We start from the raw sequence: 15,867 nt of genomic DNA, 5'->3' as shown, positions 1-15,867 counted from the left end.
AAAAAAAAAACCGCCTTTGATAGGCGGTTTTTATTTACGCTAGCTTTTATAAAGTTCTGTTTTTATGAACATAATCTATTAGCTCACGCGAGTTGATTACTCGTCGTCCACTTTTGGTGCGACTTTCTTCTTAGGGATAAACACTGTATCACCCACTGCCACATTCTGGTGGAAGCTCTTATCGCGCTTAACTGGTTTCTTCGGCGTTTTCTTCGCTTGAGTGTTGGTTTTCTTCTTCGCAGGGCCGCCTTTAGCAAACGCAGGTTTACGAGGTTTAATACCTTTGAACTTACCTTTTAGGCCTTCAAGCACAGAGAAAGTAAGATCTTGTTGAAGGTAAAGCTCAACACGCTTGAAGCTGTCCCAGTCTTTTGGACCAACCAAAGAGATTGCATCGCCTTTGTTACCGGCACGGCCAGTACGACCAACACGGTGAACGTACTCTTCGGTGTGCTTCGGCATATCAAAGTTGATTACATGGCTTACGTTTGGAATATCGATACCACGAGAAGCGACATCGGTTGTTACCAAAATCTTGTAAACCGCACGCTCAAACTGACTCATGATCGCATTACGCTGCGTCTGGTTTAAGTTACCGCTCAGTGCAACTGCTTTAAGCTTCTTCTCATTCAGCTTATCCGTTAGGCGATCAGTATCAGCACGAGTTGCTGTGAAGATCATAACCTGACGGTATTCAGCTTCTTCTAGTACACGGTCTAGAATCGCTTCTTTGTGATCTAGGTGATCACATAGGTAGAATTTCTGAGTGATATCAAGGTGCTGCTCGTTAGAAACACCCACCGAGATGCGCTTAGGTGCGTCTAGCATTTCATTGGCAATACCGTTCACTTCAGCGTGGTCTAGCGTTGCAGAGAACATTAGCGTCTGACGACGACGGTGCTTAGCCGCATTCGCAATGCGACGCAGTTCTGGAGCAAAACCAAGATCAAGCATACGGTCTGCTTCATCAAGGATTAGCGTTTCAACACCATCAAGGAACAATGAGCGGTGCTCTAGGTGGTCAGCAAGACGACCAGGCGTCGCTACGATAAAGCGAGGGTACTTACGCAGTGCTTTAACTTGGTCGTTAAAGTTCTCACCACCTAAGATAAGCGCCGCTTCATAAGACAGACCACCAAGCATACTGCGCAGTTCGCCGTAAACTTGCTTCGCTAGCTCACGAGTAGGAGCCAAAATTACACCACGAGGATCTTTAGCAGAAAACGCTTTTGTTTTTAATGCTTTATGTATCATTGGCAACACAAACGCCAATGTTTTTCCTGATCCCGTTTTTGATGAAGCCAATAGATCCTTACCAGCAATAGCAACAGGGATCGCTTTTGATTGGATCTCTGTCGCCTTCTTGAAGTCGTAATGTTTTAAGTTCTTCAGTAAGCGGTTATCTAAGCCTAAATCTTTAAAGTGCAAAGGACTCTCCAGTCATGATGGTATTGAATAAAATTAATTTAACGTGACATGATACCGCGAAAGTACTTTATAAGGATAGAGATCACAGTAAATTTATCCCTTAATCTATCTTTAGCTAGAACATTGTATGCATTGCTAGCAAAGGGATAGCCCTCCAAAAACACCTTTTAATCGCCTCTCAATCCTTCATCTCATAAGTGAGACAGAACGTGATGCTTAGCTAATTACCTCAAAAATTTAGCAATTTCTTTAGTTATTGTTTTTGCAGTTAAAAAATTAGTCGCTACAATCATTAATGAAGCGACTATATGATAAAGAATGTATAGCGCATCTTTTGATGATAAATAAGCAAGGAGTTCTTATGAATAAGACGTTAATCGCAGCTGCAGCCTCAGTTTTCATTTTAGCCGGTTGTTCTTCAGAGCCAGAAGAAGCTGCAGTGTCAGAAATGGATCAACTAACTAACCAAGTAGCTCAACTTACAAGCGAAGTTGAAGCACTTAAGAGTGACAAAGCAGCCGCAGAAATGAAGGCACAAGAAGCAGAAGCAGCCGCTATGGCAGCGAAAGAAGAAGCGGATCGTGCTAACGAACGTATCGACAACATCGCTGAGTCGTACACTAAATAGTTTGAGATCTGAGTGCGATTAAGCTGTAGTTTAAATAAGTCGCAAAATCAGTATATGGACAGCACCACCTCTTAACGGATGTGGTGCTTTTTTTGGGGCGATACTAATTCGAGTAGAAGGTATTAATTCGAGTAAAAAAGATAAAACCGCCCCTTGTTACAGAAGAGGCAATCAAATTAGAACTCAATCACAGGTGGTGCTATCTCTACAGGCACGCCGTTTTGAGCAAAGATAACCGCTTTCGCTTTTGAATTAGGCAGTTCTGCGTCTTCAAGCCACCATTTTAATTCCACAGGGATCTGTAATGATTTCTTTGAACCATCACTTCGAGTTAATGGCTCGTGCGCTTCAACAAACACACTTCTATCTGGTTCTAATGACACCTTAATCGGCTCATTGATAATGGTGACCTGTTCACCACGGTTCACTTGCTCAAATAGCCACTCAATATCTTTAGGTTCCATTCGGATACAACCAGAGCTAACTCGTAAACCTATTCCGAAGTCTTTGTTAGTACCATGGATCAAATAGTCGCCAGCGCCATAAGCAAGTCTCAAAGCATACTCACCCAATGGATTTTCCGGCCCAGCGGGAACCACTCTCGGTAATTCAATGCCCTTTTCAAGATACTCTTTGCGGATTGAATTTGGTGGCGTCCATGTTGGATTCGGTCTTTTTTGGCTTATCTTGGTGATCATCTCGGGAGTATCGCGCCCCACTCGACCGATGCCGACAGGGAAAACATGCACCTGATTTTTCTCGGGCTCAAAGTAATACAACCTTAACTCAGCAAGATTGATGACGATCCCCTTTCTTGGGGTGTCAGGCAAAATCAAGCGGCTTGGAATGCTTAACACATAGCCTTCCGCGGGAAGAAAAGGATCCACCCCTTTGTTGGCTGCCATTAAAGAGAGAAAACCAATATCGTATTGCTTGGCAATGATGGCCAAGGTTTCGCCCGCCGCCACTTCATGCTGCTGGATTCTGCCCACAATGCGGCTTTCTGTCGGTGGCAATTCAAAGGTTGCAGCAGACACCCACGATGAAGCTATCCCGCTGGCAAGCAAAGTGGTTCTTACAACAAGCGACGCCGCCCTGTGAAGTCGTGTTTTCATTGACGGCAAAGGCGTCGGTTTAACGCAATACGACATACAAATCCTTGGTTTGTCTTTTATCAAAGTTTAGATTATCTCTGATCAAACGTCTCTACAACGTATTGTTGTCTCGAAACTAATAGGCAACAAGTTTATATGTAAGCCTTTTCCTCTCATTCGCTTGCAATTTACCCATACAAAATCGATTGCCTTTACGCTTTCAACACATTTGGTTATCAATATTAATAAAACTATAATGACAGACCTATTTTGTGACTAAAGTCTCATGGAGCCACGTTCTAACTCGCTAATATTGCCTCAACAAAACGAATTCAATTCAACAGAATCGGTAATTGATTAAATCCTGTTCCTATAATTACCGTTTAAACTTTGGAGAACAACCATGGCTACACCTCATATTAATGCTCAAGCTGGTGATTTCGCAGAAACAGTACTTATGCCGGGCGACCCGCTTCGCGCAAAATACATTGCAGAAACATTCCTTGATGACGTGAAGCAAGTTTGTGACGTTCGCAACATGTTTGGCTACACAGGCACTTACAAAGGTAAGAAAGTTTCTGTAATGGGCCACGGTATGGGTATTCCATCATGCTGCATCTACGTACACGAGCTAATCGCTGAGTTCGGCGTGAAAAACGTAATTCGCGTAGGTAGCTGTGGCGCAGTACGTGACGACGTTAAACTAATGGACGTTGTTATCGGTATGGGTGCATCTACTGACTCAAAAGTAAACCGTATTCGTTTCAACAACCACGACTTCGCTGCTATCGCTGATTTCGGTCTTTTAGAAGAAGCAGTAAACCAAGCTCGTGCACAAGAAGTTCCAGTTAAAGTTGGTAACGTATTCTCTGCAGACCTTTTCTACACTCCAGAAGCTGACCTTTTCGAAAAAATGGAAAAGCTAGGCATCCTAGGTGTTGATATGGAAGCGGCTGGTATCTACGGCGTTGCTGCAGACCTTGGTGCTAAAGCACTAACTATCCTAACAGTATCTGACCACATCATCCGTGGTGAAAAACTAAGTTCTGAAGAGCGTCAAAAATCTTTCAACGACATGATGAAAGTTGCTCTAGAGACAGCAATCAACATCTAACGATTTGATAAAAGATACATTGAAAAGCGTTACCCCGCAGCCAGGCTCGCTTGGCTGCTCAAATAATCCCGAGGGGGAGATCGTGTCTAACGACAAGCTGCCAAAAGATGCGGATGGTTTGCAACTCAACTTTTGTAAAACATTGGCGTGTGACAACTTTGGCTTGAGCGATGCAAAACGGTATGTTTTGCAACACGCGAACCCTAAGCGTCCAGCGATGGTTTGTCGTGAATGTGGAGCTTTCCCCCCCTTACTTAACAACCGTGAAGTGTTAAGCGAACTTCATCGCCTAAGACAACTTCACAGCGATGGGCTCCCTGCTTGTCGTAATGATGATTGCGATAATTTCGGCTTATCGGTTCATACCCATAAACATCTTTATCATGCCTTCGGCTACAGTGGGGACAGGCAGCGTTATCGATGCAAAGACTGCCAATCAACCTTCGTTGATAAATGGTCTGGATCCAACAAAAAACTCCAATTTCAAGAGAACCTCATGGGCTTACTGTTCATGGGCTATTCCGTACGTGAAATCTGCCGAAAATTAGAGATCAACCCAAAGACTTTCTATGATCATGTTGACCATATCGCGAGCCGTTGTCGTCGTAAATTAGCGATGATCGATGCACGATGGGTTAACCATGCGAAAGATTACGAATTCGCCTCTCACTACCAGCGTCTACAGCCACAAAGTAACAACGGTGTGGTTTGGATAGCGACTGGCGAGGCGCATTCTGGCTACATCCTTTGCCAACACGTTAACTACTCTCAAAATGAAGAGCCATCAGGGAATGTCGACCACAACCCTTATGATGATGTTGCACGCTTTGTATCCAAAGAGCACTCTTCAGAAGCGAATCTCGAAGTTCCTCAGCCCTCTGACAAACTAAAAGAGAGAATTGAACAACAGTACCAAGTGATTCTCGCGAGAGGTAACGTTGAGGACCCTATGGGTAACCTCACCACATTTAGCTATCCTTCAAAAGGCGCACTAATTCGACCGCCTTATACCTCTTATGCTCACTTCCTACATGTTCTGGATATGTGCAATGAAGACAAGCATGTCGCCATTTATATGCCACAAGATCCATTACTAAGATCTGCCGCTTTAAGCGTATGTTTGCCGCGCATTCAGAGTCAAAATATTGACCTTATGTATGTAGAGGAAGATTCAGGCTGGCAAGACGATCAAAGTTTTGAAAAGATCGACATCGTTCATATGAGTTGGTGGCGAGATCGCTGGGCTATTGCGAATCAAGGTGAAAACCAGAAAGGTATCTGCTACCTAACCGGTAACAATCCAGAACCAAAACAGTGGTTTAACACGTCCTCAATTCAACAAACTAAGTTCTATCAACAACGCTTTCAGCTGTTATTTGATAGCTTTATTAATGAGCCCAGACGTAAGCTTCGTCCTGGGGGCATTCTTCCATTGCTCGACATATTTAGAGCTTGGCACAATCTGTGCTACCAAGATAAACAAGGGCTCACGGCAGCACAACGCTTAGGCGTAGCAGAGCTGCCATTAACTCTAAAGCAACTACTTTCATAGCAACAAAGCCTATAGGTAATTATTCGGGAACTCATTGATTTTAAAGCGACAACATGAGGTAACACCCATAATTAGAAAAGATCGATGTTCCTTTGACGCTCTACGAAAGATAATTGGTGCTTATCTCAAATTACACTCTTATAATGATTGTGTTATCAATATGTTCGATAATCATGGATGTAAGTCTTGGACAAAAATCAGTACCTTCTTGAAACAGAATTAGAAAAACTCAAAACTCGTGTCGACTCTGAGCCATCGGTGATCCTAGAGATTGCCCAACAGTGCCTAGTCCGATCAGAGCAAGTTCTGTTTGAAGAGGGTGCCATCCAGTCATTAATGTTAATGGCAAGATGTAGCTGGAACCTGATGGATTATCAAAAAGGTTTAAAATACATCAAGGAAGCCTACAAGCGCCAAAGCCGATTAGATACCGACCTTTTTCTCCCTGAAATCCTCCATTTACACGCGCTCCAGTTCTGGGGACAAGCCAAGTATTACTCCGCCCAACAGTTTTGGATCAATGCCTTAGAGCAGTCCGCATTGGTTGATGAAGTCGAAATTCAAATTGAATGCCTCATTGGCCTTGGCAATATTTGGCGAATGACCCACGAATATAAACTTGCACGTTCTACCCACCAGCTTGCCGTTAAAGTGGCTAACAACAGCCGCATTGGTTGGTTAGAGGGTAAAGCCAGAATACTGCTTGCGTGGGATTACTACCTGCTCAACAACTATGTTGAAATGCTGTCGGTATTGGACGGTGCAGAAGAAGCATTAAAAGACCATAAAGATAACACTTGGCATGCAGAGGTGTGGGACTTTCGAGGCCTTGCCCTACTTGGTCTTGAACGCTTAGATGACGCGGAGCGAGCCACGGCCAAAGCGCACAACCTGGCAGTTGAACACAACCTAGTTTGGATGAAGGCGCACTCATACATCAGCCGAGCTAGATTGGAGCTCCTGAGAAAAAGACCAGAACAAGCGGCGGAATTACTGAGGCTCGCAGAACAATCCGCAAACGAGTTCGATAATGGCGAGTTGCTGAGCCAAATCTGTTACCAACAATCCTTGGTGGCGGAAGAAAACCAAGACTTCCAAGCCGCGCTCGTCGCCTTTAAAAAGTACCGTCAATATTCTATCGGCATGCTCAAAGAGCAAACGACACGTGTTGGGTTAGATAAAGCACGCAGTTCAAAACGCCAGCTAGAGCAGAGAGCGCGAAAACTGATTAACCGTATTCGCGGTCAGCACGAGTACGATCCTGAAAAGCACCTCTCTTACGTTGTCTCTGAAACCTTTTGGTGGGAAAAGTTAGTTCTGTTCAAGACAGAGCTTAAACGTTCAAACCACAGCATCATTATGTTCCATCATGTCGATACTGATTACTTAGATGTCTGTACCGAGATTGCTCATGCTTTATGTAACCAGAATGACTTCATCGCAAGGCTAAGTTCTGAACGTGTGGCTCTTATGCTTTCCGAGAAAGGAGAAGCCGCAGAACAAACCTTCCAAACTCTCAGCACCATGCTCGATATCTATCCATGGCATAGAAAAGGATTAAAAGGTTCGAAACCAAGCGTCAGCCTCAATGATATTTTGACGTTCCCGTTCACGCTTGAACAACTCGAAGAAGACGATGCTGAGGTAATAGAATAATGGAAACTCTATTAAGCAAGATCACAGACGCCGGTTTAGACCCTTCATCAGTATCAGGTGAAGAAGCGATCATCTTCTGGAACCACATTCGTCAGCACGTTTCGACAACGCAAACAGAGCAAGCGCACTGCTATATCATTAGCTCTGAATACCGTGCCGAGTTACAACAAAATCAAACCAGTATCGAAGAGTTGAGACGAGCACTCGATCTGCTCCACCTTCCTGCCGATATCGAAGATCTTCTGACAGTCAAAACTAGCTTAAGTGACCGCTTAGTTGAAATTGGTGATTACACCTCAGCACTCAATGAATTCGTCAGTTCATCGACAATCGCGGTTGAACACGGTCATATCGATGAGTATGTATTAGCCATTTTAGGCATGGGCAACCTGTGTGATTCCTATGGCGATCACAACAGAGCTCTTCGCTACTATCAAAAAATCAGCAGCATAGACCATGCGATAAGCAGTCGCTCACTTCGCCTCAAATTCAAGCTGCATATGGTAGCAAGCCTACTTCTACTCAATCGCATTACAGCAGCCAGCGATTTACTGAATGAGTGCGAAGAACTGAGTATTTTGGTGAGTGACAAGTTGCTCACAGCTCAAATACTGCTTTACCAAGCAAAGGTGCTGCGCGCTAAGAAAAAATACCACGAAGCGCTACGCTGTCTGTCTAAGGTTCAATACCCAGCCAACAGCACTCAAGCAAGCTGGCTTGCAACCATGACTCGTCTAGAGCTCGCACATTGCCTAAGTGCAACCGGCAAGCAAGACTACGCGAGCATGATTTTGTCGAGCACAGACAAACGCGTGAAAGCCTACTCGTCGCCAGTACTTGCAAAACGATTCTACGATTCGCTAAGTGATGTGTGTATGAATCAAGGGCGTTTTCAAGAAGCGCTAAGCTATGAGAAAAAAGGCTACCGAATTGAAACCGATCTGATGAAGCAGATCCCGATCAGTGAACTCGGTGCAAGCCAACTACGCCGCCTATCCCGTTTTGAATTACAACTCAAACTCATTCTCTCTGAACAAGAGAACAAAGAGTTGAAAGAGACAACGGAACAACACAAGAATGCGGTGGCTCAGCTTCAACAAGACGTGTTCACCGATCCATTAACAGGGTTACACAACCGTCGCTGGTTAGATGTCAAATTGAAAGACATGCTGTTGCACGATACCTCTTTCGCACTGATGGTTGTTGATATCGACCACTTTAAGTCTATCAATGATGAACTGAGTCACTTAGTCGGTGATAAAGCGATTGTTAGTGTGTCTCAAGAGCTGCGTTCATACTTTAAGTTTAAAGGCGCATCGTGTGTCAGGTTTGGCGGAGAAGAGTTCCTCGTCATTCTAGAGAACACTGATCTTCCGAAGGCAGAAATGCACTCTGAAAATTATCGAGAGCGCATTTTCCAATTCGGTTGGCATGAGATACTTGGGGAGCGCGGTTTGACCGTGAGTATTGGTATTACTTTGCATCGTGACGGAGAGAATACTCAACGTACCTTCTACCGTGCCGATAAAGCGCTATACCGAGCTAAAGCCAACGGCCGTAATCAAGTGTGTACAGAGTAATGGCATGACACTCTGTAGCTCAGGCCAGCAGCTTATTGATAAAAGAACAGAGAAATACCAGCAAGGGCGGCAAGTGTGCCTATGATACTTTGCTTTGACACCTTCTCCCCTTTCAGCGCATAAATCACCAAAATAAAGACCGGGCTGGTCGCTATCAACGTTTGTGCAATCGCAGGGTTAGCATTCTTCAACGCCACTTGTTGAAGCCATAGAGCGAGAAACGTCCCGACAAAGATTGCTCCTAATAACCACAGTTTATCGAGCTTGGTCATTTCCCATAAATCTCTTTTTATCGATGAATACGGCTTCTTTTCAACAAAAGGGATAATCAGCATCACGGCAAATACGCCAATCGTCAGGCGAATCAGTGCACCTAACAGTGGTGGAATGTCACCCGCCACTAGAGCGTAGTGAGAGATAACCACACCAGATGCCTGACAGACACTCGCCACAAGCCCATAACCAATGCCACCCCACTGCGCTTTGTCATTCGATTTACCGCTCGCAGATTTTGATGGCTGGAAGACAACGAAGGTCACCGCCAGTGTTGTAATCACGACACCGAGCCAACTTTGCACTGTCAATACAGCGCCAAGGAACATTAATGCCAGCACACCAGAAAGAGGCGGTGCTAAAGACTCCAGTAACAGCGTCTTATTGGCACCGATTCTTTTCAACGCCGCAAAATAGGCGCTATCTCCAATCGCAATGCCAATCACACCTGAAATTGCCAATATCAGAAAATGGTTGGTACTCAGTTCAAACTCCGGCATCGGAATAAGAGGCATCACCAGCAACATCATCCCTGACGCCACCACACCCTTAACAATGTTCAATTGCATCGCAGAGAAGCGATGTCCAAATTGCCCATAGATCCATGTCGCACATGCCCACACAATTGCAGCGCCAATGGCCGCCAATTCACCTATATACACCCGTATTTGTCCTTTATTTTTTGTTGTTATGGTTATGCCCGTCATTTAGAATCTTAACTGTCATCATTTCAGCTTAAATACCAACCAGAAAGCCGAAATAGCCTCTTCAAACGCGATGAGATTTTATAAGATTCATCAATGCTTTTATTCGCATTAGAAGCGACAACACATTATTTTCAACTCGGTAAATCATTTTTATAACAATTACTTGGATGATAGCGTAGTATATTTATAACTAATATCTAACATTACAAGGATCTATTATGTTTTTAGACTACTTTGCACTCGGTCTACTGATTTTCGTAGCATTGGTTATCTTTTACGGCATCATCGTTATTCACGATATTCCCTATGAAATTGCGAAAGAACGCAACCACCCTCATCAAGATGCTATTCATGTCTCAGGCTGGGTTAGCCTATTCACCTTACACGCTATTTGGCCCTTCCTTTGGATCTGGGCAACGCTGTGGCGTAAAGATCGTGGTTGGGGCTTCGCTAAATTAGAAGAAGAACAGCACGATATTCATCATCGCGTCGATATTCTCATCGATCAAGTGAGTACCCTTCAGGAAGAAATCGTACAGCTCAAGCAAGCTAGTGCTGAACAAAACACTCCAGAGAAAGAGACAAACAACGTTCAAGATCAGGAGGCTAAGTAATGGATTTACTGCTGATAATGACCTATGCGGCACTTTGTATCACCATCTTCAAAGTATTTAATATCCCGCTCAATAAATGGACAGTACCTACCGCCGTTCTTGGTGGTGTCGTCATCATAGGTACTTTGATCCTACTGATGAACTATAACCACCCTTTCACACAAATTGGTAATCAAGTTTACTCAACAACGCCAGTCGTTTCAGGCGTTAGGGGTAAAGTTATCGAAGTGCCTGTAGAGGCAAACAAACCTCTGAAGAAAGGGGATATTCTTTTCAAAATAGACCCAGTTCCATTCGAAGCTGAAGTGGCAAGATTAGAAGCGAAGGTAAAGGAAGCAAGCCAAGGTGCGCTTGGAATGGAATCTGAAGTGGCTGAAGCTGAGGCTGCAAAAATCAAAGCCATCGCAGAGAGAGATAAAGCCCAACGTGAATTCTCTCGTTACAAGCGCGGCTATGACAGCGGAGCCTTTACTGAGCAACAATTAGATACTCGCAGACAAGCTTACAAGGCATCAGAAGCCGCCGTGAAAGTGGCAGATGCTAATCTAGAACAAGCACAAATTGCCCTAGAGTCTGAAATTGGTGGCGAGAATACAGCCGTTTTAAGCTTATTGGCCGAATTGCGTAAAGCTCAGTTTGATTTAGAACAAACCGTGGTTCGAGCTCCCACTGACGGATACGTTACGCAACTAGCATTGCGCCCAGGCGTTATGGCAGTACCGCTTCCTTTAGCTCCTGTGATGACCTTTGTTCACACAGAAGAACAATTCTATACCGCTGCGTTCAGACAAAACTCCTTACAACGCCTGCAACCGGGTTACGAAGCTGAGTTCTTGTTTAGAGCATTGCCAGGGAAGATATTCAAAGGACGTATTGATGAAGTGATTCCAGCTATTGGTGAGAGCCAATTCCAAGCTAGAGGCGCGCTTCTAGGTACTGATGCGTTGCGTACCAGTGGTCGTGTGTTCGTTAAATTGAGCATCACTGATGATCTGTCTGACTACCATTTACCGATGGGTACTGCGGTTGAAGTTGCCGTTTATTCTGACAGTTTCACTCACGTGTCTATCATGCGTAAGGTCCTTATTCGCATGAAGAGTTGGCAAAACTATCTATACCTAGACCACTAAACGGTCGTAGATATGTGACGAACCCGCTTAACACATTGTTAAAGCGAATGAAAAAGCCAGACCCGCTCTGGCTTTTTTGTTGCTTGATTAACCGTAAAATTGCGTTTTTTACACGATATTTAGGTGTTCAGATGGAATTTTAGACATCTAGACACTTACCTTCCCTTATGGAAGGGTTCTACTGTATAATGCGCGCCTTATTTTTTATATTTGCCCAAAAAACGTTCTCATTGAGACGCATATTAATAATGGCGAATATTCGTTCTTTATTAAGCTTTATCTTTCAGTATTCGAGGTTATCTATGAACTTTTCAGCTAAAACAGTCGTCGTTATTGCCATTGGCGCGGCACTGTACGGCATTGGTGGTTTACCTATGTTTGGTGTCCCAGTGTTTGCGAACACGACATTGAAACCAGCGATGGCAGTTCTAGCACTGTTTTCTGTTTTGTTCGGCCCAATTGTTGGCTTCTTAGTTGGCTTTATCGGTCACTGGGTTACGGATCTATTCGCAGGCTGGGGCGTGTGGTTAACTTGGGTTTTAGGCTCAGGTATCGTAGGTATGGTTATCGGCTTATTCCCAATGATGACTAAGAAACGCCTTCAACAAGGTGAACTGCCAATGAAAGATTTTGTATTGTTCGTGATACTGGCCCTTGCAGGTAACGTTGTAGGCTATGGCTGCTCTGCGTTCCTCGACACCATCCTGTACGCAGAACCGTTTACTAAAGTCTTCACTCAACTGTCTATCATCGCAGCGGGTAACACCGTTCTGATCGCTGTTGTGGGCTTCCTGATCCTAAAATCAGTCGCTAAACGCAACAAACAAAGCCGCAACCTGACTGAGGCATAAGCGATAATGACTATAGCATTTTCGAACTTCTCTTTTAGATATGAGTCGCTGGATAAACCGACGCTAAAAAATATCAATCTAAGGATAGAGAAAGGAGAGAAAATCGTCATTATTGGACCAAGTGGTAGTGGTAAATCTACCCTAGGTCAGTGTCTCAATGGTCTGATACCTCATGCAATTAAAGGTGAGGTAACAGGCTCTTTAGAGATAAACGGCAAGAATATCTCTGAGTTTTCGATGCACGATTATACCGAGCAAGTCGGCACGGTATTACAAGATACTGACAGCCAGTTTGTGGGTTTGAGTATCGGTGAAGATATCGCTTTCGCACTCGAAAACCAGTTGATGTCGAACATTGACATGTACCCGTTAGTTAAGTCGACGGCAAAAATGGTCGACCTAGCGGACATGCTTGAGCGTTCACCTCATGACCTTTCTGGTGGTCAAAAACAGCGAGTATCGTTAGCGGGCATCTTAGTTGATGACGTTGATATCTTGCTATTTGATGAGCCTCTAGCAAGCCTTGACCCGAAAACGGGTAAAGCAACGATTGAGATCATCGATCAGCTGCATAAAGAAACCAACAAGACCATCGTGATTATCGAGCACCGCCTCGAGGATGTCCTACATCGCGATATCGACCGCGTGATCTTAATGGAACGTGGTGAAATCGTTGCTGATACGACACCCGATGAAATCTTGGCTTCTGAATTACTTGATACACACGGTATTCGTGAACCGCTTTACTTGTCGGCGCTTAAGGCGGCGAAAGCCCCACTAAGCAGCGAAGACAAGCTGTCAAACCTCAAGGCTTTAGACTACAAAAGGTTCCGCCCTGCTGTTCAAGCATGGTTTGCTGAGCGCCCTGCCCCGATAGCAGAGAAGCAGTACCCACCTTTACTTGAAGTTCATGGTCTAACTTATTCTTACGACGGCGAGAAGAACGCACTCGAAGATGTCAGCTTCAAGATTGGCAAAGGTGAGTTTGTTTCGATTCTAGGCAAAAACGGTTCAGGCAAATCTACCATCACTAAACTCATCATGGGTGTGATCGATGCCGATTCTGGATCTTCCTATCTAAATGGTGAAGACCTATCTGAGCTTTCTATCTTTGAAAGAAGCCAGAAAGTCGGCGTCGTGATGCAGAACCCAAATCATATGATCTCACATCATATGATTTTTGACGAGATTGCTTTTGGTCTTCGTAACCGCAACATTGCAGAAGAGCTGATCACAGAAAAAGTAGAGCATGTTCTTGAGCTATGTGGGCTGAGCAAGTTCCGCCACTGGCCGATCGAAGCCCTGAGCTACGGCCAGAAAAAACGTGTAACCATTGCATCTATCTTGGTACTGGAGCCTGAGCTTCTTATCTTGGATGAACCAACTGCAGGTCAAGACTACCGTAACTACACATCCATGCTGGCATTCATCCAAAAGCTTAATCGTGATTTGGGTATTACCGTTGTGATCATCTCACACGACATGCACCTCGTTCTCGAGTACACCACACGTTCAATCGTAATCGCAGACAGCAAGTTGATTGCCAATGCCGCGATGACGGAAGTATTTAGCCAACCATCACTTCTAGAACGTGCAAATCTTTGTACCACCAGCATTTATGAACTCGCGACTATGATGAAAATCGACGACACCAATGCGTTTATGCAGTACTTCATCGACTACGAGAGAAGCGCTCAATGAACGCATCAAAAGTAAAATTCGGCATCAATTACATTGATACAAAATCACCGCTTCATGCTCTCAACGGCATCACCAAATTTGCGCTCTTCTTAGCTTGGGTGACCGTAGTATTGACTACGTTCGACCTAAGATTGATTGCACTGCTTATTGTGACTGGTTTATACCTGCTAAAGCTGACCAATGTACCTGTACGCGTGTACAAGCCTTTGTTATTAGGAACGGCGAGTGTATTAAGCCTAAATGCTCTGTTCATGTATCTACTGGCTCCACAGCAAGGTACTGAGCTCATCGGCAGCGAAACCTTATTGCTGACATTGCCGGGTAACTACTCGTTGAGCCAAGAGACGCTGTTTTACTTAGTCACTGTCACGCTCAAATACATGAGCATGTTCCCGATAGCGTTGATTTTTGTCTTCACAACGCATCCGACTGAGTTTGCCGCGAGCCTCAACCGTATCGGTGTTCCCTACAAGATCGCCTATGCGGTCAGCTTAACACTGCGTTACTTGCCAGAAGTTAAGAAAGACTTCATCAATATCATGCATGCTCAACAGGCTCGTGGTGTAGAGCTCTCAAAGAAAGCGCCTCTAATTACTCGAATCAAAAATGTAGCTAAGGTTCTAGGCCCGCTCATTTTCTCTAGTTTGGACCGCGCAGACGAGATCTCTAACGCAATGACATTAAGAGGTTTTGGTCGACACAAAGCACGCACTTGGTATAGCTATGCACCTTTGAAACGTATCGATTTTGTTTGTTTAGGTGTCATCGTTTTTATCGTGGTGTTAGCCATTGCGAAACGCATTCTAGAGCCGCAGTTATTTTGGTATCCGTTCTAGTCATCTGAATTAGCATAGATAAACAAAGGCTTTAAATAACACACCGCTCAATAGGGCGGTGTTTTTGTTTATGCCAAAATCTGATTGATAATTGAACCAATGACACAATACTGACTATATTTAACGATAAATTGACCAGTTATTTACCCTTGGAGTTTGAGATTTAATTCAGAAGCTCTTAATATACTCGTTTACAGAATGTTACACTCAATAGAGATTTGTAATGGCTCGAATTACTCAAGTACAGAAACTAGAAAATCAAAAAAACTACGATGAGATCGTACTAAACCTTTTTCTGGCTGAAGGACATGAAGCACTAACTTATGCAGGATTGCTCAAGAGATTGGCATTAGTTTAACGACGCTTCAGGGCTATTATCCGTCGACCCGCGCTATTCGTTCAGTACTTCACGAACACATGCTATCGATCGTTATAGACAGTCTAGACTTTTCATCGGAAGCGCTTTTTATCCAATCTTGGCAAGCTGCTCTAGATAATGAGCAGTTTCGATACGTGATTAAATTGATGTTTTTCCATGCTTCGCAAATCAAGAATCCTGAGCAATTTAACCTCAGCTCGAACGGCGAATTTCGTGAAAAGATGTTGGATAGTTTCGGCAACGACTCAGTTCGAATCCTTGAAATGGTAGTCGGACGCTCAATGTTCTATCTCACCAACTTCAAGTAACGCTAACCAGTTTACT

The 15,867-nt window shown here is 44.2% G+C and carries 13 protein-coding genes and 1 pseudogene; 11 read left to right on the top strand and 3 right to left on the bottom strand.

Annotation, left to right across the window (positions count from 1 at the left end):
• Positions 1-96: 96 nt before the first annotated feature.
• Positions 97-1,428: a DEAD/DEAH box helicase gene (locus A142_RS12500; RefSeq protein WP_017061883.1), complete on the bottom strand. Its 1,332-nt coding sequence runs from the start codon at positions 1,426-1,428 to the stop codon at positions 97-99.
• 361 nt (positions 1,429-1,789) lie between these two features.
• On the opposite strand from A142_RS12500, the gene A142_RS12495 reads away from it, so the two are divergent.
• On the top strand, positions 1,790-2,056 hold the full coding sequence (locus A142_RS12495; RefSeq protein ID WP_017061882.1) for an Lpp/OprI family alanine-zipper lipoprotein: 267 nt from the start codon (positions 1,790-1,792) through the stop codon (positions 2,054-2,056).
• Between the two features lie 176 nt (positions 2,057-2,232).
• Here A142_RS12495 and A142_RS12490 read toward each other — a convergent pair whose 3' ends face one another.
• A complete protein-coding gene (locus tag A142_RS12490) occupies positions 2,233-3,207 on the bottom strand; it encodes a L,D-transpeptidase family protein (RefSeq protein WP_019821668.1) in 975 nt (324 codons plus the stop codon).
• Positions 3,208-3,553: 346 nt separating this feature from the next.
• Here A142_RS12490 and deoD point away from each other — a divergent pair, with 346 nt between their 5' ends.
• From deoD to A142_RS12470, 4 genes are all read left to right on the top strand, one after another.
• On the top strand, positions 3,554-4,264 hold the full coding sequence (gene deoD / locus A142_RS12485; protein WP_017061880.1) for a purine-nucleoside phosphorylase: 711 nt from the start codon (positions 3,554-3,556) through the stop codon (positions 4,262-4,264).
• An 82-nt stretch (positions 4,265-4,346) separates the two neighbouring features.
• Entirely contained in the window at positions 4,347-5,816 is a 1,470-nt protein-coding gene (locus A142_RS12480; protein ID WP_029405399.1) for a lactate dehydrogenase, read from the top strand.
• A gap of 186 nt (positions 5,817-6,002) precedes the next feature.
• On the top strand, positions 6,003-7,472 hold the full coding sequence (locus A142_RS12475) for a hypothetical protein (RefSeq protein ID WP_019821666.1): 1,470 nt from the start codon (positions 6,003-6,005) through the stop codon (positions 7,470-7,472).
• Complete coding sequence (locus A142_RS12470) at positions 7,472-9,052, top strand: GGDEF domain-containing protein (RefSeq protein WP_019821665.1); 1,581 nt, start codon at positions 7,472-7,474, stop codon at positions 9,050-9,052. Before A142_RS12475 ends, A142_RS12470 begins: the two co-directional genes overlap by 1 nt.
• A 32-nt stretch (positions 9,053-9,084) precedes the next feature.
• Here the strand turns inward: A142_RS12470 and A142_RS12465 are convergent, their stop codons facing one another.
• A complete protein-coding gene (locus A142_RS12465) occupies positions 9,085-9,987 on the bottom strand; it encodes a DMT family transporter (protein WP_029405398.1) in 903 nt (300 codons plus the stop codon).
• A 263-nt stretch (positions 9,988-10,250) separates the two neighbouring features.
• On the opposite strand from A142_RS12465, the gene A142_RS12460 reads away from it, so the two are divergent.
• The 6 genes and pseudogenes from A142_RS12460 to A142_RS12435 all read left to right on the top strand — a co-directional run bounded on the left by A142_RS12460 (position 10,251) and on the right by A142_RS12435 (position 15,851).
• Positions 10,251-10,646, top strand: a complete 396-nt coding sequence (locus A142_RS12460) for a DUF3302 domain-containing protein (RefSeq protein ID WP_019821663.1) — start codon at positions 10,251-10,253, stop codon at positions 10,644-10,646.
• Positions 10,646-11,776 carry an HlyD family secretion protein gene (locus A142_RS12455; RefSeq protein ID WP_019821662.1) on the top strand — a complete coding sequence of 377 codons (1,131 nt, stop codon included), beginning with the start codon at positions 10,646-10,648 and terminating at the stop codon, positions 11,774-11,776. Before A142_RS12460 ends, A142_RS12455 begins: the two co-directional genes overlap by 1 nt.
• A gap of 302 nt (positions 11,777-12,078) precedes the next feature.
• Positions 12,079-12,627 carry an ECF-type riboflavin transporter substrate-binding protein gene (locus A142_RS12450; RefSeq protein WP_029405397.1) on the top strand — a complete coding sequence of 183 codons (549 nt, stop codon included), beginning with the start codon at positions 12,079-12,081 and terminating at the stop codon, positions 12,625-12,627.
• Between the two features lie 6 nt (positions 12,628-12,633).
• Positions 12,634-14,328: an ABC transporter ATP-binding protein gene (locus tag A142_RS12445; protein ID WP_019821660.1), complete on the top strand. Its 1,695-nt coding sequence runs from the start codon at positions 12,634-12,636 to the stop codon at positions 14,326-14,328.
• Positions 14,325-15,164, top strand: a complete 840-nt coding sequence (locus tag A142_RS12440) for an energy-coupling factor transporter transmembrane component T family protein (protein WP_019821659.1) — start codon at positions 14,325-14,327, stop codon at positions 15,162-15,164. Before A142_RS12445 ends, A142_RS12440 begins: the two co-directional genes overlap by 4 nt.
• Positions 15,165-15,387: 223 nt before the next feature.
• Positions 15,388-15,851, top strand: a pseudogene (locus A142_RS12435) (TetR/AcrR family transcriptional regulator).
• Positions 15,852-15,867 lie beyond the last annotated feature (16 nt).

It is taken from the genome of Vibrio splendidus 12E03 (genome assembly GCF_000272105.2).
Classification (GTDB): domain Bacteria; phylum Pseudomonadota; class Gammaproteobacteria; order Enterobacterales; family Vibrionaceae; genus Vibrio; species Vibrio splendidus_I.
Note: the sequence above shows the minus strand (reverse complement) of the source record. Positions and strands in the feature narration are given on the sequence as shown.